Origin of the sequence: Marinomonas sp. THO17, from assembly GCF_040436405.1 — a bacterium.
In the GTDB taxonomy this organism is placed as follows: domain Bacteria; phylum Pseudomonadota; class Gammaproteobacteria; order Pseudomonadales; family Marinomonadaceae; genus Marinomonas.
The window spans coordinates 683,844-710,224 of sequence record NZ_AP031575.1; the positions used below are offsets into that span (position 1 = coordinate 683,844).

Annotated in this window: 18 protein-coding genes; 3 read left to right on the forward strand and 15 right to left on the reverse strand. The window is 42.6% G+C overall.

All coding sequences use genetic code 11. From position 1 onward, the window contains the following. Positions 1–197 precede the first annotated feature (197 nt). The 15 genes from tssM to ABXS85_RS03285 form a co-directional block, all read right to left on the reverse strand. Positions 198–3,746, reverse strand: a complete 3,549-nt coding sequence (gene tssM / locus ABXS85_RS03215; RefSeq protein WP_353668611.1) for a type VI secretion system membrane subunit TssM — start codon at positions 3,744–3,746, stop codon at positions 198–200. 14 nt (positions 3,747–3,760) lie between these two features. Further along, the gene (gene tssA, locus ABXS85_RS03220) at positions 3,761–5,173 is read right to left on the reverse strand and encodes a type VI secretion system protein TssA (RefSeq protein ID WP_353668612.1); all 1,413 of its coding nucleotides are present in this window, start codon (positions 5,171–5,173) and stop codon (positions 3,761–3,763) included. A 3-nt stretch (positions 5,174–5,176) separates the two neighbouring features. Next, the gene (locus ABXS85_RS03225) at positions 5,177–5,776 is read right to left on the reverse strand and encodes a type VI secretion system-associated protein TagO (RefSeq protein ID WP_353668613.1); all 600 of its coding nucleotides are present in this window, start codon (positions 5,774–5,776) and stop codon (positions 5,177–5,179) included. A 38-nt stretch (positions 5,777–5,814) separates the two neighbouring features. Further along, on the reverse strand, positions 5,815–7,365 hold the full coding sequence (locus tag ABXS85_RS03230; protein WP_353668614.1) for a sigma 54-interacting transcriptional regulator: 1,551 nt from the start codon (positions 7,363–7,365) through the stop codon (positions 5,815–5,817). Positions 7,366–7,367: 2 nt separating this feature from the next. Further along, complete coding sequence (gene tssH / locus ABXS85_RS03235; RefSeq protein WP_353668615.1) at positions 7,368–9,959, reverse strand: type VI secretion system ATPase TssH; 2,592 nt, start codon at positions 9,957–9,959, stop codon at positions 7,368–7,370. Positions 9,960–9,984: 25 nt separating this feature from the next. Then, positions 9,985–10,776 carry a type IVB secretion system protein IcmH/DotU gene (gene icmH / locus ABXS85_RS03240; RefSeq protein ID WP_353668616.1) on the reverse strand — a complete coding sequence of 264 codons (792 nt, stop codon included), beginning with the start codon at positions 10,774–10,776 and terminating at the stop codon, positions 9,985–9,987. An 18-nt stretch (positions 10,777–10,794) separates the two neighbouring features. Continuing rightward, a complete protein-coding gene (gene tssK, locus ABXS85_RS03245) occupies positions 10,795–12,129 on the reverse strand; it encodes a type VI secretion system baseplate subunit TssK (protein ID WP_353668617.1) in 1,335 nt (444 codons plus the stop codon). Between the two features lie 4 nt (positions 12,130–12,133). Next, positions 12,134–12,697, reverse strand: coding sequence for a type VI secretion system lipoprotein TssJ (gene tssJ, locus ABXS85_RS03250; RefSeq protein WP_353668618.1), 564 nt, complete (start codon positions 12,695–12,697; stop codon positions 12,134–12,136). After that, a complete protein-coding gene (gene tagH, locus ABXS85_RS03255) occupies positions 12,624–14,111 on the reverse strand; it encodes a type VI secretion system-associated FHA domain protein TagH (protein ID WP_353668619.1) in 1,488 nt (495 codons plus the stop codon). The genes tssJ and tagH overlap by 74 nt, the downstream gene beginning before the upstream one ends. A gap of 3 nt (positions 14,112–14,114) precedes the next feature. Further along, a complete protein-coding gene (gene tssG / locus ABXS85_RS03260) occupies positions 14,115–15,125 on the reverse strand; it encodes a type VI secretion system baseplate subunit TssG (RefSeq protein ID WP_353668620.1) in 1,011 nt (336 codons plus the stop codon). Then, positions 15,089–16,858, reverse strand: a complete 1,770-nt coding sequence (gene tssF / locus ABXS85_RS03265) for a type VI secretion system baseplate subunit TssF (protein ID WP_353668621.1) — start codon at positions 16,856–16,858, stop codon at positions 15,089–15,091. Before tssF ends, tssG begins: the two co-directional genes overlap by 37 nt. A gap of 2 nt (positions 16,859–16,860) precedes the next feature. Beyond that, on the reverse strand, positions 16,861–17,286 hold the full coding sequence (gene tssE / locus ABXS85_RS03270) for a type VI secretion system baseplate subunit TssE (protein WP_353668622.1): 426 nt from the start codon (positions 17,284–17,286) through the stop codon (positions 16,861–16,863). 23 nt (positions 17,287–17,309) lie between these two features. Next, entirely contained in the window at positions 17,310–18,788 is a 1,479-nt protein-coding gene (gene tssC, locus ABXS85_RS03275; RefSeq protein WP_353668623.1) for a type VI secretion system contractile sheath large subunit, read from the reverse strand. Positions 18,789–18,819: 31 nt separating this feature from the next. Further along, positions 18,820–19,338 carry a type VI secretion system contractile sheath small subunit gene (tssB, locus tag ABXS85_RS03280; RefSeq protein ID WP_353668624.1) on the reverse strand — a complete coding sequence of 173 codons (519 nt, stop codon included), beginning with the start codon at positions 19,336–19,338 and terminating at the stop codon, positions 18,820–18,822. 80 nt (positions 19,339–19,418) lie between these two features. Next, positions 19,419–20,297 carry a hypothetical protein gene (locus ABXS85_RS03285; RefSeq protein ID WP_353668625.1) on the reverse strand — a complete coding sequence of 293 codons (879 nt, stop codon included), beginning with the start codon at positions 20,295–20,297 and terminating at the stop codon, positions 19,419–19,421. A gap of 629 nt (positions 20,298–20,926) precedes the next feature. On the opposite strand from ABXS85_RS03285, the gene ABXS85_RS03290 reads away from it, so the two are divergent. From ABXS85_RS03290 to tssI, 3 genes are all read left to right on the forward strand, one after another. Next, positions 20,927–23,359, forward strand: coding sequence for an ankyrin repeat domain-containing protein (locus ABXS85_RS03290; protein ID WP_353668626.1), 2,433 nt, complete (start codon positions 20,927–20,929; stop codon positions 23,357–23,359). 230 nt (positions 23,360–23,589) lie between these two features. Next, positions 23,590–24,108, forward strand: coding sequence for an Hcp family type VI secretion system effector (locus tag ABXS85_RS03295; RefSeq protein WP_353668610.1), 519 nt, complete (start codon positions 23,590–23,592; stop codon positions 24,106–24,108). A 126-nt stretch (positions 24,109–24,234) separates the two neighbouring features. Next, the gene (gene tssI, locus ABXS85_RS03300; protein WP_353668627.1) at positions 24,235–26,334 is read left to right on the forward strand and encodes a type VI secretion system tip protein TssI/VgrG; all 2,100 of its coding nucleotides are present in this window, start codon (positions 24,235–24,237) and stop codon (positions 26,332–26,334) included. Positions 26,335–26,381 lie beyond the last annotated feature (47 nt).

Consider the following 26,381-nt stretch of genomic DNA (forward strand, 5'->3'; position numbering starts at 1 on the left):
ACACTTGATAGTCCTTTAGCAAAACCGATGCCATAAAAAAATAATCATATAAAACAGTGTGTTACGTTTTATTTTTGCGTGTTAAGCAAATTATCGCTTGGCCACCAAGCAAAAGTTCGCTTGCTAAGCGAAAGTTTGCTTGGCTTTGGCTCTGACTTTAAGTTAACAAGCGCAACAAGACTCAAGCGCCTAGCCTATCAATACAAGGTATCCGACAGGGTGAAAGATTTAAATAAGTCCCGTGTAAAGGGATTAATCTCTTTTTCGATATTCAATCTAACTTGCATCTGGCCGTCATCAATACCGAATTGGTAAGTCACATTCGACGCACTGGAACTCACCACTTTGGCTTTATCCAATAGACGGAAGAAGGCCCAAGGTCCAGACGACTCAACACTTCTTGGCGAGAAATTAAGCTGTGTTGGCACCAAGGTCACTCTCGATAAAGCGCTGTCACCTAGAGTATTTGGCCACACCATTTCCACGTTATTACGTGGGCCATGGCTGTAAGACAAATTTTGCCCATCGACCACTAATAATCCTCTGCGTTTATTCGCCGTCAAATTAATAGGTTCCACGCCAAAAGATACGTCGAGCACCCCTTTGCGATTGAAAAAGGCTTCTTGAATCAATTTGGCTTGGTCAAGCTGAGCCAGCACGTCTTCTCGGATCAGCGACTCGCCTTGCAACTCGCCACTAAGCTCTAGGTTTTCCTCAATGAACATTTTCAGTTGGTCATTGTAAAATTGATCAAGTGAACCGTTGCCCGCAAAGAATTGTTCGAAATCTTCAAGTGAGACATCGGTTTTAGCCGCTGGATTAAAGGGGTATTTATCCGCAAACTTTTGCTCAAACACTTTATAAATATCATTGTGCCATCTCACTTCCAAATAGCGAATCGCCTCTTGCTTGATCACATACCAACTTTGATTAGCGAGTTTGGTCAGCATGCTATCAAGGGGTTTGGGAACGCCCGCCGAGATTCTATTAAGGGTATAAATAGGGTCCACACTATTCAGTGAGGTTCTCGCCTTGGTTGTCTCAAGCGCTGCCCTACCCACATCTGGAGCGTCTTGTATGGCTTTTAAATAGCTTTTGAGTTGATCAATCGCCACCAAGACTTCGTCAATATAAGCCGGTTTCTCATCTGAGACGGTTATCATGGCATTTAAATCAGAGAAAGGCGCATTGATTTTCAACGCCAGGTTGTATTTGGTGCTCTTTTGCAACTCCTCTAACGCTACTCTGTCTTCTGGTAATTCAGGAAAAATATTGGTGTTGCCATCTAATGCGGATAAAAAGCGCGTTAGGGGCTGAGAATTTCCTGTTAGGTTTTCTAATACGCTCACCGCTTCATTAATATCTTCAAAGTCTTTGATATCAAAACTATTGATCGCCGAACGCCAAGAGTTGGTGTAGTCAACCACATAAGAGGCACGAATTTTCTCTTTTAATGCCTGTTTATCCGCTTCACTGAACTGCGCGGTTTCGGTTTGCCCAAGCACCCAACTGTCAATTAACGCCAGATCCGATACCGATTCTGAGCTCGGCAAGAAATAGTCTTCAAACCCTTTCTTGGATAGCATAGCCGGAATACGCAGTTTTCTTGTATTCTCCCTTTCTTCAAACACCAGTGGGAAAACCGGGCCGATGAGGTTTCGTAAATCCTGATCAACCCCTAACTTGGTTTCGGCGGTTAATTTTAGATTACGATACACTCGTTGATCGATGGACAAGGCGCCCAGCTCAGCTTGTGTTGAGGCAATGAGTTTTTCATAGGGTTGCAACACTGCCACGGCATTGTCGTCCCCTTGCGCTCTCTGGCTTTCCAGATCCGTATGTTGAAGGGCATATTCCAGATGCTGTAAAAGCTTATCTTGAACTTCCTTCATACCAGAAAATCTCACTTGCCATTTTCTTGAAAAGTAATTAAGCACAAAGTCATTATATCGACCACTCTTGTCCACCAGCATTCGATATACCCTAAGCACCGCTAGCTTATCTTCATCACTGCTGGCTTTTCTAAGATCCACCACCAGATCCGCCATCAAAGAAGGCAGGTATTTGTACTCCAATAAATTTAAGTAGGTGATTTCCACTTGCGGGCCGATCAAATGCCCCTGATACAGACCCAAATCGGAAATATACATAGGTTTATCGCGGAAGAAACCAAACTCAAGGGTGGCATCACGAATGGTATTTAAGGGCGGCAGAATTTCATCTTGAGAGGTTAATGAGGTGCCCGCCGGAAACTCTTGCAAGTAATTATTCACCTTGCTAATTACCGCATCAGACTGTCGAATATTTTTCTCATAAAATTTATGCCAGGTGCCAGCCAAGATAAGGGTGGTAATACTGCACGCCAATACGCTCATGAGCAAAATGCGTCTTTTTTGTCTGGCCACACGGAAGTTATCAGACGCCAAACCGGCTTCTGGGTAAATAATTTTATTAAACAAACTTTTGGTAAAGTAAGTCGTAGAATTTTTAGCATTTTGTGCCTTATTGATGGCATGCTCTAAACCATATCGTCTGGAGGCGGCATCATCAAAAGCATTGGTTGGTACGCCTTGCTGATACACAGAAGCAAAGTAGACCCCCCTAACAAGGGGTGAAGTAGAAAAACGATCACTGCTTAAGGCATCTTCAAAAAAGCTTTGCAATACTTCTTTAAGACCGCTTATCTGACGGGTAAAGCTGTATATGGCATTGCGATCTTCATCGTCCACATTCTGCGATGCAATTTGCGGAAAGATGGCATTAACGTATTCGATAAAGGCATTGTATTCCCCTTCAAACTCACCCATCCAAGAATCATGAGATTCAACAGAGTCAAGACTGAAGGTGAAACCCAGCACGTCATCTCTTTGATCTTTTTTGTAATTACTGAAGAAGGCTTCAAAACCATAAAGCAAATCCAGCTTGGTTAGAGCAACATAAATGGGCAAGCGCGTGGAAAGGGTCTCCATTAACTCTCTGATTCTGGATCGTAAAATGGTCGCGTAGGCTTTTCTTTCGTACACGGTCGACGTCGCCAGCTTAGAAATATCAATCGCCAAGACAATACCATTTAAAGGGCGTTGACTGCGCTTCTTCTCAAGCCAGGTTAAAAAATGCAGCCATAATGATTTTTCAACTTCGCCGTTTGACTCAGAACCGGAGAGGTTCAAACCTTGTGTTAACAGCTCACCATCTGGATCAATGAGCACAGATTTATCACCCACCCACCAGTCAAATGAATAGGTATTTTGGCTTTTAAACCCAGAAGATTTGAGCACAGTAGAGAAGCTATAACTTTGGCCTGAGCGATTAATCAAGCTGGTCTTACCGGCATTCTCCAGCCCCATCACAAGATACCAAGGCAGAGTGTAGAGGTAATTACGTTTATTCAGACTTTCTTTCAAGCTAAGGATGACGGTGTTTAAATCGTTTTCTTGGTTTTCAATGGCCGCCTGTACAGGGTCTTCTTTCAACACTTCTTGGTGTTCAATTTCTGCTTTAAATTTTAGAAACTTGCGCCATTGCACCAATCCCCAAATGGTACAACAAGAGAGAGAAAACAATCCCATGATGACCAGTCGAGTCATGACACTCACCAGTGGATACTCGCCGTTGACTTCCAGCCAAGGCCCCATCCACCAAATAGCAATATTAATCAATACAACAACAAGAATTACCAAAAAAGGTAATGCCATTTTAAAACTGGAGCCTAATTTACCAAAAATGGACTTAATAATTTTCAACATACAACGTCCCTATTTTAATCAAAAGAAGTGTGTTTCTTTAGACGCTTAAAAAACAATGGATCCCAATCAGAAACCTGCATTTCTGATACTTGATGATAAATAAAATTGCTTTGCTGAACGGAGGCATCCACCGCGCCACTTTTTTTGAGCAATTCACAAGCAATCAATCGCAATTCGTATTTATCTTTATTTGCGTTGGCTTTTTTGATTTTGTCTTCAATAAAAAGCAGCGCTTCTGCTAAGCCTTGTTCGGCAAGAATGCTGTCAATTTCGTCTTTCACTGAGCTGCTTGACGAAGCATTAGCCGCACCGATTGACGAAGCATTCGACTCATTTAATAGCCATTCTTTTGCTTCATCAGAGGCGAAAGGCGAGCCGTCTTTGAAACAAAGCGTGAAGACGTCTGGATAAGCATCGACAAATCGTTGCGTTTCATAATGAATTCTTTGCGCCAAACTGGATTGACCCAAAGCGAGCGTAATTGAATAACTCAACCACTGACCATCCAGCCAAAATGGTGCCATACTGATGGTATTTTCCACACGTAACCAAAGCTCGTGAGTCGGTTCGGATAAGGACGAAAAGTACTCTTTTACGCGCTCTTTCGGTGGCGCCATAATCAGGGTTTTATTGTCTTTGGCATCTGGCAAAGCCTGAATAGACGACCATAAAACATAACGCCGAATGCTTAATGCCAGAAGCGCATCACCATCATTAGACTGAACGATATCGGCCACTTCAAGACACTTTGACTTAACCTCTTTCTCCGGTGTAACCGCCGCTTTATTGTCTGTTTCTGCAAAAGCGCCATGACGATTGGCAGCGGCTTTTGCCTCCTCTTTGGTTGACGCGCTTAATGCGAGTCTCTCTTTCTCACTGGTGAACTTTCGTTTTACCCGAATCAATAAAGCGTCACTGCTTTCGCTTGCGATATCCTGCTTTATCAGCGCATCATCCAGTTCACCACGCACTCTTAAAACATCATCAAGGGTGGCTAAGTCCACATCAAAGTGAGCAATGGAATCAATGAATAAATCCAACTTTTTGGTGATTTTATTTAACACTCTTTTTCTAAAAACGGCCGCGTTATTGCCTTTTTGGGGAAAACAGTTTTGCCAATATGAGTCAATAAAATCCGTTAAAGAGGTTAACGCCACGAGAAACGCATTCACATCTCCTCGTCGTTTACAACAATCAATGAAATAATCAATCAACTTGATGTCTTTTGTCTTTTCAGACAATAAATGAATCAGGTTTTTCTCCACTTCCTGCCACTTAACCGCACCATGAGAAAGCGAACCAACCTTCATCATTTCTTCTTCAATAAACTCATAAATTGGGTCGACTGAACAATCTTCCCCCTCAATGAATTCAACTGAAATGGGTTGTTTTAATATGGGCCTTATAACATCCGGTACAAAATTCATAACTCACCAGGCACATTGTTTATAATCTTCCCCTATTTTTTTACGTAAACCAGTCGGTAAAAAAACAAGAGCATTTAAGTTAGGGTTATTGGAATAAAAATTCACTTCGTCTTTGGCTAAGATGGATTTAATATAGTCATTGGCAACCGCGCCCCGAGAAGAAGAAATCACCAAACCAGTATCATCACTGCGCCACATCTGCTGTTCCATGCCCGCCAAAGAAACGTTAATACGTCCGTCTCGAATGGGTTTATTTAAAATCAAATCCAAGCGACTGATATTATCAACGCAACTCAACATGAGTATTGGCCCACCTTTATTTAATTCATAATTAATGGTGGGCAGGGTAATGTATAAGTTAAAAGAGTTTTTTTGACGTTTCACAATGGGTGAATAGCCATCGACTCTCGCTTTCTCAATCTCCATGGCTCTTAACCAGACTTTGGACTTACCCGAATACTTTGACAGCTCAGAATGACTTGGCGGATAAAAATTATCGTAGCAAGTCAGTCGTTTCAGGTTATTCGAAATGTGTTTGCATTCTTTTATGTCTGTCACCTTATCTTTGGCATATCCATTTACATGAATTCCTTGCAGTAACATAAACAAAAGCCATATTGAGAAAAATCGATTTTTTAACATTACAGCCTAATCTCCAACTTCAGACATTTGTCCGCCAATGTTCTTTTGGGAATACCTAAACTCTTTGCTGCCAAAGCTCGATTGCCATTACACTTTTTCAGCGTGGTGTATAAAATTTTGCTTTCATATTGCCGCACCGCTTCTTTTAGGTCTGTGATCTCCTTCTCACTTTCAATAGGATGGGGATAGGTGATCCTGTCTGATGCATCCTGATGATGAAACACACTGGTCTCATCGAGCCTTTGCGCAAGGGTGTCGTGAGAAATTAACTGTCCTGAATCGGTTTGATCACAAGCATATTGGAGTAGATTTTTTAACTCTCTGATATTGCCAGGGAAATCATAGGACTGAAGCAGATGTAAAGCCTGATCTGAAATACCTGCAACTTGTTTATGACCAAACTCATTACACTGTTTTATAAAAAAGTGCGCTAAATAGGGTATGTCTTCCGCTCTTTCTTTTAGTGAAATTAATTTAATCGGGTATTGGTATAGACGATAGAAAAGGTCTTTTCTAAATCCCTCTTTACTCACCTGTTCTCTCAGGTTGACATGGGTTGCCACCACCAATCTAAAGTCGGACGTAAACTCTTGTTTGGAGCCCACTGGACGATAACGTTTGGTTTCTAAAACCCTTAATATTTTGGCCTGAAGGTTAAGCGGCATATCGCCAATTTCATCCAAAAACAAGGTGCCTTTATGGGCCGTATCAAACAGGCCTTTTTTATCACTCACAGCACCAGAGAAAGCACCCTTAACATGACCAAATAATTCACTTTCCAATAGGGTGTCTGGAATGGCCGCGCAGTTAATGGCAACAAATTCCTGATGCTTTCGATCCGATAAATCATGTACCGCTTTCGACACCAGCTCTTTTCCGGTGCCCGTTTCCCCTAACACCATCACGGTCAAATTGGAGGCGGCGGCGCGGACAATCTGCTCGCGTATTTTTTTGATGCCTAAGCTCTCACCAATAATGGTATTGGCAAGGTTATTTTCCCCTGTTGCGACTTTGCGATGGTTTGCTTCATCATGGGCTTGTTGAATGAAACCATTTTTGATTGAAACGAGTCGTTCTTTCTCTCGCAACAAACTCAAATAAGCAACACAAACCCCCATAAACTGGTCAAACTCCGGATCAGAAAGCCGAGTAGGTAAAGACAGGTCACCATGAAATAAATAGAACAACTCCACTTTACTGTCCGCTATCTTAAGTGGGTAAAAGACAAACCAATCATCCTCCTGTTTATCTTTTAACAAGCGCATAAGTTGTGTGTCTGATGACCAAAAATCCAGATGGCGACCTTGTATCGTCATGGTATTGTCGCTTTGCAGGGCATGCGCTAAGGCGCAATCAAAATCCGCCACATCCCAACGTAAATAGACATCATTATTCACGTGCTCAAAATACCTTCCGTCATTAGCAAGTGTGAGAAGATAAACCGCCTTTAAAGCGGTTTCTTGCTGAAAGACTTTTGTCAGATGATGAACAAATAGTTCTGAGCTAGAATGCACCGTTAAGGATGTCATTTTTTCTAACCAAGCATCCATGATCAGTGAACCTCACCAACAAAGGTTTCATTATTTACACTGATATGGATAGTGTTAATGTCTTTACTTTCTGCAAGGAAACTCAATATTGGCAAAGATATATTAGGTAAGACTTCACCTTCAATAATTGCCTCCAACAGTCGCGCGCCATTTTCAGATCGATTCGCGCGACGCAATATTTCTGAGTAAACCTCATCCTCCACTATCACCTTAGCGCCATAACGCGAGCTTAGTAGAGACTTGATATGCTGAATTTTCGATTCAACAATTTTCTGCAATGAATCCGCATTTAATGGCAGATAAGGCACCACTTCCATTCTGGCCAATAAAGCGGGTTTGAAATATTCCGCCAACTCAGGATAAAGCTGATCTTTAATTTCTTCAGGACGATCAGAAAAATCCACAATGGTTTGATAGCCAAGGTTCGATGTCAAAAAGAACAACACATTTTGACAGTCAATACTTCTGCCTTCTCCGTCCGCCATTTCGCCTTTATCAAAGGTTTGATAAAAGAGATTAAGCACTTCAGGATGCGCCTTTTCCACTTCATCCAGTAACACTACAGAGTAGGGTTTCTTGCGAATGGCTTCAGTCAATATGCCACCTTCCCCATAGCCCACATAGCCAGGTGGCGAACCAATTAATCTCGATACCGTATGTTTTTCTTGGTATTCCGACATATTGATGGTGGTTAAAAATTGTTTGCCACCATAAAGTTCTTCGGTCAATTTGATCACGGTTTCGGTTTTACCAACGCCACTGGGGCCAACCAGCAAAAACGAACCTTTTGGTCGACCGGCTCGTCTCAGATCAGCCATGGAGGTCAATAAATGACGATGAATACAGGCAATGGCGGTATCTTGGCCACGTATATTACCTGCTAAAATCTCTGGTAGGTGGGTGATCTTATGCAACTCATCGGCGTTCATTTTGGTGATGGGAATGCCGGTCCAATCTGAAATCACTTCAGCGACTTGCTGCCTATTGACTTCTGGATAGACGAGATGTTCATCAAGCGCAATGGCGTCGTACTGCTCATAGCCTTCTTTAAGCTGCGCCTTCAGTTTCTCCAATTCTATGGTATCGTCTGCGCTGATGAGGGCTTGCTCTCTCAGCTCAACCACGCGATCCACTATTTGCTTTTGCTGTTGCCATTCCGTAAGCAATTCATCACTTTCGTGCTCCGCCAGCGTTTCCTCTTTGATGAGAGTATCCAGATAGTGCTTATCAATCGTTTTACCAACAATTTCTTGTCGGTTTAATAAATCAATTTCTCTTTTACGCGCCAGTTGCTGACTTGCCAACATAGACATCTTTTTCGGCGGAATGCTTCTATTGATACTAATTCTGGCGCAGGCCGTATCCAACACATCGATGGCTTTATCCGGTAATTGTCGCCCTGCTAAATAGCGTGCCGATAATTCCGCAGCGGCTTGCAAGGCACAATCACTAATAAACACACCGTGAGCTTTTTCGTATACATGATGCAAGCCACGCAGTATGTCGGTCGACTGTTGAATGGAAGGTTCTTCTATTTTTACCAGCTGAAAGCGTCTTGTGAGCGCAGGGTCTTTTTCAAAATACTTTTTGTATTCTTTCCAAGTGGTGGCCGCAATGGTGGATAATTCTCCCCTTGCTAAGGCGGGCTTAAGAAGGTTCGCAGCATCACTACCCCCTTCTTGATTTCCCGAACCAATCAAGGTGTGGGCTTCATCAATAAAAAGAATAATTTGCTTTGGCGATGACTTCACTTCGTCAATGACACCCTTCAAACGCTTTTCAAACTCCCCTTTTACTGATGCGCCCGCTTGTAATAATCCAAGATCAAGGGAATACAGCACCACGCCAGTCAATTTTTCTGGCACTTTTTCTTCAACAATTCTCAGCGCCAAACCTTCAATGACCGCACTTTTGCCGACACCGGCTTCACCAACCACAATAGGGTTGTTTTTTCTGCGGCTACAAAGAATGTCAACGATCAAATCCAACTCGTCATCACGACACAAGACAGGATCCAATTCTCCGTCTAAAGCCTGTTGAGTAATATTGCTACAATATTTTTCCAGATTGGTGCTGCTCACCGCCGTGATAGGCGTATTCGAGTTTGCGCTCACTGCGCTGTTTTCAGCACTGTCTTTTAAAATGGCATCAAAGTTTTTACGCAGGTTTTCCGTGTTGATTTGATCGAGATAATTTAAAAATTCGAACGAAAAATACCTTTCCTTGCGGATGATGGCCGCCAGTAATATGGCTCCTGAGCGTAATTCTGTTTGATTCAATTCCGTCGATGACAAAAGCCAAGCTTCTTGCAAGGCTTCCACTAACAAGGGCGAAAATGGCGGATACGCATCCAGTTCAACAGACGTTGGGTAGCTCTTTATAATAAGATCATCGACCACATCCAATGACATATTGGCCATCTTAAAGATGACTCTGATGTCGGATAATGGGTTCTCCAACATAGCACTGATAAAATGCACCAGGCTGACTTCACTGTGCTTTTTTTCAATGCACAATGATGCGGCATTTTCTAATGCTATTTTAGATTGTGAATTTAATTTTGAAATAAGTAGCGACAAATCAATCCTGATCACTTTAAACACCTTTCCTTGCAAAACATTATAATTTTAAAATTTGACTAAGCTGTAACAAGACATCTTGAGACTTTGAATTCAATAAAAAGTAATAAAATAAATAAATGGCAACCCATCCACTGGCAAAAAACAGAAAAATAAACCAAACAGGTATTTGTCGACTTAATTTGTATTTTTTACTGACAACAGATTGAGTAGGAGAACTCAGTTGCGCCACACTTTCTTTATTACTTTCAATCAGTGCATGCAACTTATAAATAATTTTTTCTCTTTCCTCTTTACCGTTTTTCATCACTTTAAATTTGCCTTGAAAGCCAAGAATTAAACATTGATACACAAATTCAATTAATTCTCTGTATCTATTTGGATCTCTTTCAAGACGTTGAACAATATCGAAAACTTTCTCGCCTCCCCAGGTTTCATTATGAAATCGAGACAGCATGGAATATTGTGCCCAAACGGAATCGCTTCCCCATTCCGTTCCCATCACAGCCTCGTCCAGAAACACACAAAGAATATAGCGATAGGCCATAATGACAGTATGATCAAAACCTTTTTCATTCAGTTCGATTTCAGCAATATTGATCTCTTCGATGGTTTGCTTATAAATATCATCAATATTTGGACAGTCTGTTAAGGTTTTTACCCTAAGAGACAAGGCAAAAAAATTGGTTGCCGCATCAATAAAAGGATTGTCATTGTGTCCTCTTATTTGAAACCAATAATCTTTGTCTTTATTTATATTTTCGGCATCATCAAATAATAATTCATCATATATCCCAGACCCTTTTACCGGATCTAATTGATTTTCACTCATGGTGATTTCCCTATTAAATTAGTCCCTGATCGCCCAAAATTGTAAATCCAGTCCTTCAAACGCACCGGCCACATGGAATGCAAAACCAGATGAGTTTTCTAACATCTGCCATGCACTGCTGGTTTTATCCAGCTGATAGTAGGTATAACCCGAGTGGTAAGGTAACTGTCTCGGCGCAACCGGCAGCGGTATGATGGGGATACCGGGTAACTGGTGAGAAATAAGATCGCGTATTTTTTCCACGGAAGAGACCTTGGTTTGCTGACTGAATAAGTTTCTTAGCTCATCCAGCGGCATATCGGCTTTCACGGACAAAATAAATTCCGCGTTGGCAATCAATCTCTCGTCGTGAATTGGCGCAACCATCAAACCGTACTTACGTTTCTGAATCTGTAAGGACACAGCTCTTGGCTCAACCACCACACTTAGGGTCTGACGTAGATAACGAATCACTTGCCAAAAAGCATCGCTTGGCATGTCATGGTTATAACCTGTCAATGCCGGAGGCAGTCGGCTTTCATCAATAAAGGTCGCCATTTCGCCACACATAGAAGACAGCAACTCATACAATCTTTCCGGATGAAGACTGCGCAGATTGACTAGGTGCTGTAAGACGGGTTGTAACCTATTCAACAGTTGTAGCAACATGAAATCAGACACATCCGCAACCGCACCTTGCCCAGATGATCCCAAACGACTGGCAATGCCTTTGCCTCTTTCCCTCATCAAACCAGAAATTTCATTGATGCATCTGTGCAGCATGGCACTGCAGTACACATCAAAATGACAAGGAATGAATTCATCGTCCAATACAATACTGCCATCAGGTCGCTTTTCTCGAATTCTAGCAATCGCAATGGAGGCGTAATTGCTTCGATCCTCTTGCTCCAGCATCAATTTAAGCCTAACCGAAGCCAAATCTACTCTGGCGGTATCACCATCAACCGAATGAGTGTCTTTCACATCATGTTGTCGATTAATGTATCGGCCCGTTCCTTTTTCGTTTGGCCAATCCACTTCCAGCAAAGATTCATTTTTTAATGGCAAGGCCAAATACACCACCTGCCCCGACAAATTGGCATCCTTGATCTCCAATGGATCTGGCTGTATGTCTTCTTGCGGTATTCTAAATACCGTTCCATCAGGCATAGCGCCTGCCGCTTGATCAATAGCCACACGACCAAAAGAAAGATACTCTGGATTAATCGACAATGAAGATAAACCATATAAATAGCTGCTCACGGATTGCATGCGCTCATTTAAAATGTGCTCTTCATAGCGACTTTGTTGTTGAAAGTGTTGCGGTTTGATAAATAAACCTTCACTCCAAATAACTCGATTACGAGGAATCATAATGTCACTCAACTCTCTCTAACTTAACTTCATAATCATTGAAGAACATCAACAAGTGATACACTCTCCCTCGATTAATAATTTTGACGGCTTTTTTCCATTCACTGAGGTTCGGTTCAGAAAACTTTGCGACCACTCCGATATAATTTGTGTCACTTTGTATTTCAAAACTGTCAATAAATTTAAATTGCCCAGGCGTAATAAAATAATCGTAGCTTTTGACAAAATTTTTCTTTAATGCTTCTTCATAATCGTTTGATATCTCTTCAAAATCAGCAGACATAAACATGGAATCATCAACCAGCTCAAAAACCTGAACTTCGATTGGAGAAGAATCGCCCAAAAAATTAGGGTTTACCTCGTCGTCTGCCACCAAGCTGAATGTCAATCGGGTTAATTGATCAGCCGGTGTGCTTGGTTGAAAGATAGTTTGCGCAGAACCACAGCCAGACAACAGAGTCACCATAAAAAGCGCGATCAATACTATCTTTGTATTAGTGCTCAGCATGCTTTTCACGTACTTTTCTATCATATGATTGTTCAAATATTTCCCAGAAAAGTTTTTCAAAACCTTGTTGCCTATTCGAGGTCAACTCTTTGTAGTAGCGTTCATACATTTGCCAAGCCCACGCACCATTGCCCTCATTTGCAGGCGTGTTCATTCGTGCATAACGCTTAAACCTTTTGATCATTACCTCAGGAGAAAGTGACTGCAATATTTGATTCAACGCCGAGTTAATGGCGTGTTGCACTGCCACGTTATGGATTTGAATCATGTTCATGCTTTCTTCTACTGAAGACGCTGGAGAAAGGTGGATATGATTGCCTTTGTCATCAAACATGACTTTGACGGTTTCTTCGTAACTCAAACCTAGATTAAGCGGGTTATCTTCTATTGGTTGCAGACTTCGGTGAATCACACCATAACGGGTATCTTTGACTTGTGAGTGCAAAGCCAACAAACCTTTAATGCAAGATCTGAGCGTCATCGCTACCTCAGCAGAAAGTTCCTGCATTTCAGCTATTTTTAGATGCTTACCAACATCCACACCTAAACCATCGGCAATGGGGCCACTCAAGACATGATTATTAGTTTCAACACTGACATCTTGTATTTCTTGCGCCAATAATTCGTCATCATTAAGATAATCATTGTCCGCACTGCTCTCTTCGTCTGAATTCATAATAATTTCATTGTCGAGATAATCTAATATATTGCTATCGCCCATTTTTTCCACATCCTTATTTATTAAACTCTTCGTTGTTTTTTCTAATACGCTTAACGCTTGACCAGGGTTGGGTTTACTAAATCGTATCGCCGAGGAAATGTCGTCTTCACTGTCTGCTTGCATGGTAAACTCAAGTTTTGTCATGCCTTGACTTTGATGAATTAACTCAAGGACCTCATTTTCTTCCAGTTCAGGTTCCTCTTCTTCATCTTCCAACAAGCTATCTTCTTGCTGAACATCTATGACCTCTTGATCCAAAGCAAACAAAGGGTCAAGAGAAATGTCCTCTTGCTTATCTTCTTTAGGTAAGTCGAGTTCACTCATATCGAAGTCATCGTCATCGTCCATGCCTTCTAACAAAACAGAATCAATACTGGGGAACAGTTTATCCAGTGAATGATCGGTTTCTTTTAAATCGGCATCACGATCGACAAATACCCTAATTTCATAATCCCCTATTTGGATCATGTCACCATCGGATAAACGAGCAAGCTTGTCGTAACCCAAGGGCATTTCTGAATAATTAACATAGGTTTTGCCACTTATGTCCTTTATACAAAACGCCCCATCTTTATATAAAATTTCCGCATGAACAGGTGATATGGTTTTATCTTTATCAATCAAATGCCAATCTAAATTGCTATTCGAACCAATCATGCCTCCCTTTACATTAAAAGAAGATTTAGCAGACAAACCCACTTCTAATGAGGCCACATTGACAACGATTAAATTAAGTTCCTTTTGTCTATTCATAGATTAATTTCTTACCTGAATTAACACTTTTCTATTCTCGTTCGAACTGCCTAGAAACGATGTCCAACCGAGTGAGAAATCCTCACTGCCGAGTGATACATTAGGTGCTTGATCTTGGTTCAATACCAGTTCTAAGTCATACGCCATTTGCTCTCTTAGAATAAATTCGATCAATTTACACAATGAGTAAAACTCCTTACCAGAAGGCAAGAAATCTAAAAAACGTTCTCTGCTCAGCCCTTTAATTTGCAAGATAAACTTCCCTTTAACATCATTAACAAACTCACCTAAAACAATGTCATTTCCAACGGAACAATTGCTTCGACCCAACTGAAATTTTTGGTCTGTATTAATCTCTACCTTTCTCTTTACCCATTGTTTTATCGTCACTTCTTCTAAATCAAAACAATGCGCAACAATACCGGAAACCACCTGTGGAGAACGACTTTTCCCCGCCAAGGTGCCTGCATAAGCCAGCATCTTGCACCAATTAATCGGTGTCTCCCCGCGCATATTCTCATCCGCTAATCCCACTAAGGAGAATAACTGATTGGAAAACACGTCTTTTGCTTCTTCCTGAAAGCGAATGTAGTAACGATATTTTCGCCAAGATCGATACACTAAAGATATCAATCTATTATTAAAGAAATCCAAAAACTGTCTTTTGATTTCGGCTTCGTCACTCAGCAGCTGTTCTAAAATATAACTGGGCAAAGGCGACTGGGCGCCAGTAATACCAAAAAAATTCGTTTGTAATTCCGTTTTACCATTCGCCAATGGTGTTAATTTTGAAACATCACTGGCGGAAAAGCCTAAACTGGGATTAGCGCTAAAGATTAATCGGCAATCGCTTTCCCAATCCTTACCTTCAGGATCCACCTCAAGCTCTTTTAATAAAACTTCAACCAGTTGATAAAAATTATATTTTTTAAAACTCTTATTAAATGCCACTTCATTAAAAATAGAGCGTTCTTCTATTATATCAGTGGCTGCATTCCGTCCTGGATTCCCCACGTATAAACCTCTCTATTATTAGAGTTAATCACCACCAACTCATGAAATGAATTAATACTGGCATACAAAGAAAAAAAGCGACTTAATACTGTGCCAAATTGATACAAGCTGCCTTCCGAAGAAAAACAATCTGAATCCAATTCAATCACCGATTTTAAGCCGCGCACCGCCATACCATAAATAATGCGGTCCGTCGGTTCGGTCGTCACACTTAAAATGCCATTCATTCTTTGCTTCGAAACCTGCTCTGCCTGACGATTGACTAAGGCTTTAAAATCATAGGCTCTGATGATGGAACTAAGGGCATCCTTTGACAGCAAAGACAAATAATTAAGAGATAAGTTGGATATCAGAGTCCATAACAAACTGCCATCTAACACCGGCCTTAATGGTGGTGTTGGTATGGTAATGTTTTCAAAACTAGCAAAGGTCGGTGACGAATCGGTAGGCACCTTAATGTCCTTTAAACCAAGCTCATTCGGCAGTTGTCGATTGGTACAAGTGAGCTTGATAGAAACCGCTTCATCAAAATTATAAGCGCTTGATTCATCGCCTCTGACAAAGGAAATGTAACGATCAAAACCGTCTTTTTTGAGACTTTCTCGTACTCTGGCTCGATAATAAAGGGCTTCACGATTTCTGACACGCTCCACTTCATGCTGAAAGCTTTCAAACTCTGAATAGACCCTTTTCCCGCCCTTTACTTGAGTGTCATTATTCTTACTGTGTCGCCAGCCTGCGACTTCGTTAATACTAAACACTTCATAATGATCTTTCGCCGTGCCGGAAGGTATGATTTTATATTCCGTTTTCAACCCTGTTAGGTCGATAGGATCCGCGTCATGATCAAATAAATTAATGATGGGAGTGCAATATAATTGAAATAACTCTTTTGAAATTCGAACGCTGGTGTCTATGGTTTTATTAAAATTCAACTTGATCAAAAAACCACCAGAGGCGTCACTGGGCAAGGCCTGATTTAACCCTTTTATATCGATAAAGTTAAAGGCTTCGGAAAAAGTCAGATACTCCTGAATAATACGATAACCATCGTATACATTTTTCGGATACGGCAGCAGAGCTTCCTTTTTATCAAACCCCACCAGGGAAAGCGCATCCTTATTTAAACGATATTGCGTCCCATCATAATCAATATCTATGCTGTCTAAATAATGATTAATCCAGAGATACATGATTTCCGCACTTATTTTATCGCCACCTAGGTAAAACCTAAGACTGTCTAAATCGATATCATGTATGGTTAAGCCTTTGCCTATCTCGAAATTCAGTTCAATAGTACTAGCTTCTCGGGTGTGTTGCGCCGAAATGTCGACACATTCAACTGGATACAGAGCCACGTCACGACAGGTCTGAAATTGACAAATCGTGCCATGCACCTTACGGCTGTTCAAACTGACACCCGCTTTTATGATGTGTTTAACGCTCACACTCTCATTGGGGGCAAACTTGACAATACTGAGACTGGGCACAGGTCGCAAATAATTAGGCCACAACATATTGATCATAGAGTGTGTTAGCTCAGGAAGTTCATCTTCTATTTTTTCCCTGAGCTTTCCCGTTAGAAAGGCAAAGCCTTCTAATAGACGCTCTACATCTGGATCAATATTGCGACCATTAAGAAAGCGCGATAACTGAGGGTGAATCTCAGTGAAGGCTTTTCCTTGTTCCCGAAGAAACTCTAACTCTTCTCTAAAATATTTTTCTTGAGACACGCTTAATACACCCTATACTTGCGATCGCCGCCTAACAACAAGCTGATTTTTACTTTTTCATGAATGGCATTGGCATTGATATCAGCATGAATCTGGAAGCAAAGTTCCATTGGATTGTGTGTATTGACCACATTCTGTATCTGCACATTACACAATCTAGGTTCATACTTATCTAAGCAACTTTTTATCGCCAACTTTACTCGCAAGGACAAATCCATGACTTCGAGCAAAGCATCATTAAAATCAATAAGACCAAGGTCAGGTGAGGACAACGCCTCACCTGATCTGGCATTGAGAATGTTAGAAACATTTGATTTGATGGAATCCAATACGGCTAACGAATCCGGCCCTTGAGTGACGGAAATGGACTCCGCGTCACTCCCCAACCTATCCAAAAAGCCAACTCCAAATGTAAATTCTTCGTCCATAAAATAACATTCCCACCCATTACTTACTGATCAAGACGACCAACAAGTGATAGTTCAAAGTTCGCTCCCATGTATTTGAAGTGAGGACGAACCGCCAATGATACTTGATACCAACCTGGGTTACCCTCCACATCCGATACCTCAATTTTGGCACCACGCAATGGGCGTCGACTGCGAACATCCGCCGGTGGGTTTTCTTGGTCAGCAACATACTGCTTAATCCAAGCATTCAACTCTCGTTCAAGATCCTGTCGTTCTTTCCATGCACCGATTTGCTCACGTTGCAAAACTTTTACGTAATGCGCCAAGCGATTAATAATCATCATGTATGGCAATTGAGTACTTAAACGATAATTGGTTTCCGCTTCTTTACCTTCTTTGGTATTAGGGAAAATTTTTGGCTTTTGCACCGAGTTTGCCGAGAAGAAAGCCGCATTATCACTGCCTTTTCGCATGGTAAGGGCAATAAAACCTTCTTCCGCCAATTCAAACTCTTTTCTATCCGTGACCAAGACTTCGGTTGGAATTTTCGCTTGCAGCTCACCCATAGACTCAAAAACGTGCACCGGCAAATCTTCTACCGCGCCACCACTTTGAGGGCCAATGATGTTTGGGCACCAGCGGTATTTGGCAAAACTGTCGGTCAGTTTGGTGGCAAAAGCGTATGCTGTATTACCCCATAAATAGTGATTATGAGATTCGCTGACGTTCTCTTCATAGTTAAAGGACTTAATCGGATTCTCGATTGGGTCATAAGGCACGCGCAATAAGAAACGAGGCGCTGTTAGACCAAGGTAACGAGCATCTTCCGACTCTCTCAATGAACGCCATTTGGTATATTTGGGTCCAGCAAAAATGGAGTTAAGGTCTTTAAGGTTCGACATTTCCTCAAACGAATCCACACCAAAAAACTCAGGCCCCACACTGGAAATAAAGGGCGCATGTGACATTGCCCCCAAAGACGCCATGTATTGCAACAACTTCATATCCGGAGAAGAAGGCGTAAAGGCATAGTTACCAATAATGGCACCAGTTGGCTCACCACCAAATTGACCGTAGCCAGAAGAGTAAACATGCTTATAAAGACCACTTTGGGTGGTTTCTGGTGCAAATTCAAAGTCTTCAAGCAGTTCGTCTTTAGTGACATGAATCAGATCAATTTTGTTGTTTTCGCGAAAATCGGTACGATCAACCAACAACTTCAGACCGCGCCATGCGGATTCCATCTGTTGAATAGACTCATCGTGTAAGATTTCATCCATCTGCGAACTAATCTTGCGATCCAGTTCAACCAGCATTTGATCAACAAGATTTTTATTCACTGGCTCATCGGTTTGATCTGTGCTCAAAAGATTGCTGATAAAGGCTGCAACCCCTTTTTTGGCGACGTCGTAGCCTTCTTCGCTTGGGGCAATCTTAGTTTGAGCCATAATCTCATCTAATAAATTGCCGTCAATTTGTTCGCTGACAACACCTTCCGTAGCTGTAGTATTTGTAGACATGTTTACTCTCTGTAAGCAGGTTATTAAGTAATTACTGAGATGGCTGATCTTGTTCAGCATCTTGTTCATTTAAAATGTTTAACTCAGCAAGCAATTGCTCTCTACTTGAGTCAGATGCCAGCAGAGATTGAAGACTATTACGAAACGCAGCAACATTACCCAGAGGGCCTTTTAGTGCCACCAAAGCTTCTCTTAATTCAATGAGTTTCCTTAACTCAGGCACTTGCGAGGCAATTGAGTCTGGTGAAAAATCTGCAAGGCTGGAAAAGGTTAAATCAACAGCGATGTCTCCACCCTGCTCTTCATCCAACTTATTCGCAACAGACGTTTTCAGACTTAAATCACTCTCGCGCATAACGGCTTCAAAATTGTCTTTATCAACCGAAATACTTTTACGTTCTTCAAGAGGGGTTTCTTCTGGATGACCTTTAAAGTCGCCAATCACCAAGGTTTTTAATGGCAATTCAACTTCTGCTTGAGCATCACCCGTTGCTGGTACATACTTAATATTAATGCGCTCTTTAGGAGCGACACTTCCTTCTTTTGACATTTCTAATCTCCATTTTATGTCTTTACAAAGATTTCAATAAAAACTGCCTTATTCAGCACTCTTATTATTCTTTAACGCTCCTAATTAAGAGCGTAAGAATAACCATCATCAAACCAATAAAAATCTGCGGATACGGGTTTCTCTATACCGCTTTTTAAAGACTCGACCATTTCTTCCGACGTGGCTTTTTGCTCGTCGTCCAAACTGTTTTCTATCGTTTCCAATTCCGTCAACATAACCTGATACAAGGAATCAAAACGATCGATTCCAGCGTAGTCAAAATACAGGTCATAATAGGCTTTTGCTGCAACGAGATTTAATCCTATGGCTTTGTAGGTTTCACTATTCCCGGAATAAACTCTGGCCACAGTGGCAATTGACGTCAGCTCGCCTTGTTTTGCAGCTTTTAACAACCATTCAAACGCTTGCTCGTATTTTTTAAATTTCTCCAATTCATCGACCAGTTTTTTTACAGCAGGCAAATAACCTGTATTAGCCGCATTTTGATAAAGTTCTAATGCCCCATTCACCCTGGAAAAAGAAAAAATATAAAAGCCTTCACCATTTAAAACTCGGTCGGCCATAACCATTAAAGCGACCGGATCAGAGGCTTCAACCGCCTTTTCTAAATACTCAGCGGCCAGACGTTTATCCTGTTTTTGATACAAGAGAAAATAACCAAAATTCGCACTTGGAATGGCATCTTCTTCAAGCTTTTCTAACCTAGATTGGTATTGATTCAGCAAAGCCTCATACTGCTGAGCACTCAACTCATTGTGTTTAAATAAGGCATACCGCAAGGCACTCAAATCACCATTTTTTAAAGCTAAATCAATATATTGCTTAGCTTTTCCTGCAGTTCGAATGGTTTTTTGGTGACTTTTCAATTCAATGGCATAGAGGAATGAAGCGCGAGGCTCACCTTGATCAACGGCAAATTTTAAATACTCCCTTGCCAATCGATTTTTATATTGAGCACGCAGTAATCGCCCTTCCTCATAAGCTTTTAGGGGCTCAAGATTTTCATTTAAAAAATGCTCAGAAGAATATACTTTGCTCGATAAAAAAAGCGCCGTAAAACAAATACATTTAAAATAAAAACAACAGCTTAATTGAATTATTCGCAGCACAACTAAAGCCCAAATTAGAGGCGTTAACAACGCAAAATACAGCGTATTAATACATTATCAAAAAGCTATAACAGTAATACTAGGAGGAAAGAGATAAGCAGAATATTTAAGTTACATTTAAGTTAACAGAAGTATTCTTCAGCAAAAGGAGCTTGAAACTTTCCATGTTATAAACATTTTGATCCATAAAATCATAGTCTTATAACATCCATATCATCTCTGATTGATTGTGACATCAACCAGATCTAATCCTTAGATACGGCGCATCTTGACACAAGATTACGAAGAAAAAAACCCCAAAAGGCAATTTTTTGCCATTTTCGAGCAATTTTTTGCCCTAACCAAAAAGTCAGCATTATAAAACAGCTTAAAAATCATTAATTCAATCATTCACTTTTTGTCTTCTTTACTTTATATTCGCTTCTCATTATCAAAGCTCTATATTCAGGAAGAAGTTAATGAACCTAAAATACAAATGGAAGTATCTTATCGCTTTCATCTTTACATTCACCCTTCAAGCATGTTCTGTTTTCTCTCCCTATACCTCACAATTTCAAGGTATTAAAGAGCGCATTGTGGAAGGACAAGACATTAACGAAAGCATCAATGAAAATGGTGATACTTATTTACATCAATCGGTTGAAAATAATGCCTCAAAAGAAGTCGCTTATTTATTAAAACATGGCGCTAACCCTAATCTCAGTAATGCGCAAGGTTTAAAACCCATAAACCTGCTCAATAAAAAACAAACTGTCGCTTCCGATAAAGAGCAAGCCAAAATCCTTTCCTTACTTGGGCAATATGGCGCAGACGTTAATGCCTTAGGCATCAATGGGAAAACCCCCATCATTGAGGCAGTCCTGAACAACAAGCCAGAAAGCGTCAAAGCCCTGTTGAAATATAAGGCAAACCTAGACATCAGCTATCAATCCAACACCCCTTTGATGCTGGCCGTACAATCTGGAGACAAACAAGTTGTCGACGACCTGATCGCCGTAAAACAGCAATTCAATTCAACCAATCAATTAGGATATACCGCCATCAATTTCACCGCTTTGGCCGAGACAAATGGCTCAGACCAAGCGCTAAGCGAAATCGCCAAATCCCTGCTAATAGCGGGAGTAAGGGTGCCTGAATCCTATAAAAAAGACATTATTAGCCAAGCCATACAAAATCGCCGACCACAAGTCGCACGCCTACTCATGGCGGCGGGAGAAACCCCCTCTTCACCCAACAGGGATGACTTCACTCCCCTGATGGATGCGGTATATACAGGTCACAAAAGCCGGGTCAAAACCTTACTCAAAGAAGGGGCTGATCCCAACTCAGTCGACACAAAAGGCTGGACTGCCCTGTTACTTTGTGCCCACCAAGACAGTAACAATAGGGATGACCAACAGGCCTCTATCGCAAAACTGCTGTTAAAATACGGAGCCATGATTGACCAAGTTGGACCAAATAAAAACAGCGCCCTCAACCTAGCCATTGACAGTGGCAGAGACGAGATTGCCGACCTACTGATTGACGAACACATTAACATCAACAGTAAAAATGCGGAGGGAGAAACCGCCCTTATCAAGGCCATACAAACCAACAATATTCAACACGTTGAACAACTGTTGTCGCCTGAAACCCTCATCTCCAAGGACAATTATCTTTGGACGCCATTACATTTTTCGACCATTTTACCTGACATAAACAGTCAGCAAGACACCAGCATCATGGCACTTTTATTGACCTCAAAAATCGATATCAATGCACAAAACAACCAAGGCGAAACACCACTATTCCTTGCTATTAAGTACGGCAAGACCCAAAATGCCTTACTGCTTCTATCTCACAATGCGGATGCAGACATTGCCGATGTCAATGGTGTCACGCCACTCATGCAGGCAGCGCAAGCCAATAATTTAGCCCTGGTGACACAGCTTATTAGCGTCCCACAAGACCTGAATAGAACAGACAAAAACGGTCAAACTGCATTGCATTTTGCCACCCAAATCAAAGCTCCTAGGAACGATTATCAACGGGCTGAAATCATCCGTCTGCTCATCAATGCGGGGGCCAATCCCAATATACAAAACAATAACTTATCAACCCCCTTACACCTTTCGGTGAGATCCAACCTATTACAAAGCACGCGTGCCCTCGTCAAAGCAGACACCCTGCCTAACATACAAAACCACTTGGGCAATACGGCACTGATTAACGCCGTACAGAATGGTAACCTGCCGATTGTTGAAGAACTTGCCCAACAAGCGTCTGGTTTGAATTTCAAACAGAATAATGGTTGGGCGGCGTTACATTTTACCGCCCACCCAGACAGCAAAGGCAGCAAAGAAACCCAAGCCAAAATTGCCAGCACACTCATCAAGGCAGGCGCAGACATCAACCTTACCATTCCAACTGGTGAAACCAGCTTAAGTATTGCCATTGGCAACAACCAACAGCCGGTTATCAAAGCGCTTCTCGCCGCCAAAGCCAGAGTCGATATTCAAGACTCCAATGGTTGGACGCCACTCATGTTTGCGGTTTATCTAGGTCAAGTGGATACCGTAAAAGCCGCCATTCAATACACAAAAAACCTAAATATTAAAAACAATGACGGCTTAACCGCCCTTCACCTCACGACCAATCCCAGTAGTCTTGGCGGTGTAAAAATACAAAGCGAGATAGCCAAAATGCTCATTGAAAAAGGCGCAAACATCAACGTACAGGCATCCGATGGCTCAACACCATTGCATTTTGCTGCCAGCAATGGCTTAAAAGATATGGTCAAAGTGCTCTTGGCTAAAAACGCTTCCTCCTCCGTCCACAACCTAAGAGGCTGGACCGCCAGAGACGAAGCATTAAAAGCCAACAATGCCGACATTGCTTATTTATTACAATAAGGTTTTGCAAGTCGCTTTTGTGCACTCCCATTCTTTTTTAACAACACAAGCAAAATACCGCCCTTTGAGCAAAAAACCGCCTAGCAGCCAAGCGATAATTTGCTTAACATGCAAAAACAAAACATAACATACTGTTTTATATGGTTATTTTTTTATGGCATCGGTTTTGCTAAAGGACTATTAAGTGTAACCCACACTTACTTCTTTTTTTATTTATAAGGAATTTTATTATGCCAACACCTTGTTATATAGCTATCGAAGGGGAAACTCAGGGACTGATTACCGCAGGCGCCATGACAGTTGACTCAACGGGCGAAATCGGTCTGGAAGGTCACGAAGACGAAATGCTGGTACAAGAGTTCTCACACAATGTTACTGTGCCAACCAACCCACAATCTGGCAGCCCATCTGGCAAGCGTGTTCATAAGCCATTCAAATTCACCGTGGCCCTAAACAAAGCCGTACCTCTGTTGTACAACGCTTTATCCGCGGGTGAAAAACTGTCTAACGTGGAACTAAAATGGTACCGTACCTCGTCTGAAGGTAAGCAAGAAAACTTCTTCACCACTACCCTAGAAGGCGCAGTGATTGTTGACATCGAATGCAACATGCCTCATTGCTTGGATCCTGCCAATGACTCCTTCACACAAAACCTAACCGTGTCTCTGGCGTATCGTAAGATCAACTGGGATCACATTACTTCAGGCACCTCTGGTTCAGACGATTGGACGCAACCAATCGAAGCCTAAGCAAACTCTTCATTAGCCTAATGCCAACGGGTCTAATGACAGATTGACACTGCGTCGCCAGCCCAGGTTGGCGACGACTGCTTAGGACAGGTTCCGTTCGCAGTCACACGGAAACAAGGAAGGTATATGCCGACGTTAATGTTCAAACTGACCGTAGAGGGTCTTGACGACAACACCTTACTGGTACGCGAGTATCAGGGACAAGACACCCTGTCTGACGCCCCCTTGCCAGACGGCAGTGCCTGTTATGGTTTTCGTTACCAACTGAGTTTGGCCAGTCGCCGCATGGACCTCAGCGCCGAACAGATCGTCGACCAAAGCGCCGAATTTACCTTCTATCGCGATGGCGAACTGGTGCAACGGGTGCACGGCATAGTGCGCGCCTTCGAAAAAGGCGACACAGGCCACAACTACACCTTCTATGGCTTAACCCTAGTGCCGGCACTGGAACGATTGACCCTACGTCACAACAGTCGTATCTTCCAAAAACAAACACCGCAAGACATCATCAACCAACTGCTTGGTGAAATGGGCTTGCCCAACGCCGTGTTCACCCTCAATGACAACAGCGTCAAAGAACGCGAATTCTGCGTGCAATACCGCGAAACCGACGCGCAATTTCTGCACCGTCTGGCCGCCGAAGAAGGCTGGGTCTATTACTTCGTTCATGACGCGGGCAAACACACCCTGCACTTCATTGATAAAAGCCAAGCCCTCAGCCAACAAAGCGACCCGATTGCCTACAAGCTACTGACCGCGGGCGTGGCAGACACCCCATACATCCGCCGTTTAAGCGAACACAAACAAGCCTTACCCAGCCAAGCGGTGCTCAAAGACTACAGCTTCAAACGCCCCGATTACGCGGCCTTACAAGACTACACGGGCACCAACCTTGAACACCAAGGTGACCAATACCCACACTTTGACGCCCCCGGTCGCTTCAAAGACAGTGCCACCGGACAACGCTTTGCGCGCATCCGCCTTGAATACCTGCGTCGACAAGCGCACCTTGTCACCGGTGAGAGCGATGCGCCCGCCATCCGTGTGGGCAGCAAAATCACCATTGCAGGGCACTTTGACAGCCAAATCAAAGACAACAGCTGGATCCCAGTGCAGGTCCAACACAGGGGCACTCAACCACAGATACTCGAAGAAGAAGGCGGCGAAGGGGAAACCACCTATTACAACCAGTTCACCCTGATTCCGGGGCAAATCAACTGGCAAGCCACGCCGCAGACCAAACCCAGTGTCGACGGGCCCATGATGGCCACCGTAGTGGGGCCCGCCAGCAACGAGGGGGACACCCCAGAAGAAATCTACTGTGACGAATACGGTCGCGTCAAAATCCAATTTAACTGGGATAGATACGGCCAACAGGACGACTTTAGCTCTTGCTGGGTGCAAGTCTCCCAAGGTTGGTCTGGCAGCCAATACGGCAGCCTTGCCATCCCGCGCATTGGCACCCGCGTCATCGTCAGCTTCCTCAATGGCGACCCAGACCAACCCATTATCACGGGTCGTACCTTCGACGCCGACAACCTGCCACCCTATGCCTTACCGGCTCACAAAACCAAAAGCGTGTGGCGCAGTCAGACGCACCAAGGGGCGGGCTTTAACGAGCTGTCTTTCGAAGACCAAGCGGGGCAAGAGCAAGTTTACTTGCATGCGCAAAAAGACCTCAAACAGCACGTCCTCAACGATGTCCAAACCGACATTGGTAACGACCATCACCTAACGGTGGCCAATGACAGCTTCACGGAAGTGAAGAATAACCAAGCAATCAAGGTGGAAGGTGAGCGCCGTGTACAAACCACCTTGGATCACTCCCGCATCATTAAGGGCAACTTGACTCAAGATGTGGGCACACTGGCGGTGATGGACGCACAACAAGAATTGCACCTCAAAAGTGGTGACTCCATCTTGCTCGATGCTGGCCCCCTCTTCACCTTAAAAGCCGGTGAAAACTTCATCACCATAGACGAAAACGGCATCAATGTGGTCGGTGGCATCATCAAGGTCAATACTGGTGGCGTGGCGTTACAAGGTAGTGGCTTTGCGGGACAAGAAGCAGAATTGCCATTGGGAGAAGAATTGCCTGAGCCGAATGAAGCCGTTATTAGTCATTCTAGCAACACGGCATCACCGCAGACACCAACGCTTGTTTCTGCTGCTGAAGCGGGCTCGCCAATCTGTGAAGAATGTCAGGCTGCAGCAGGCAATGTATAAGCTTTTGCATCCAGCTTGCCTTTTGTTGCCATTAAAACAATTGGAAA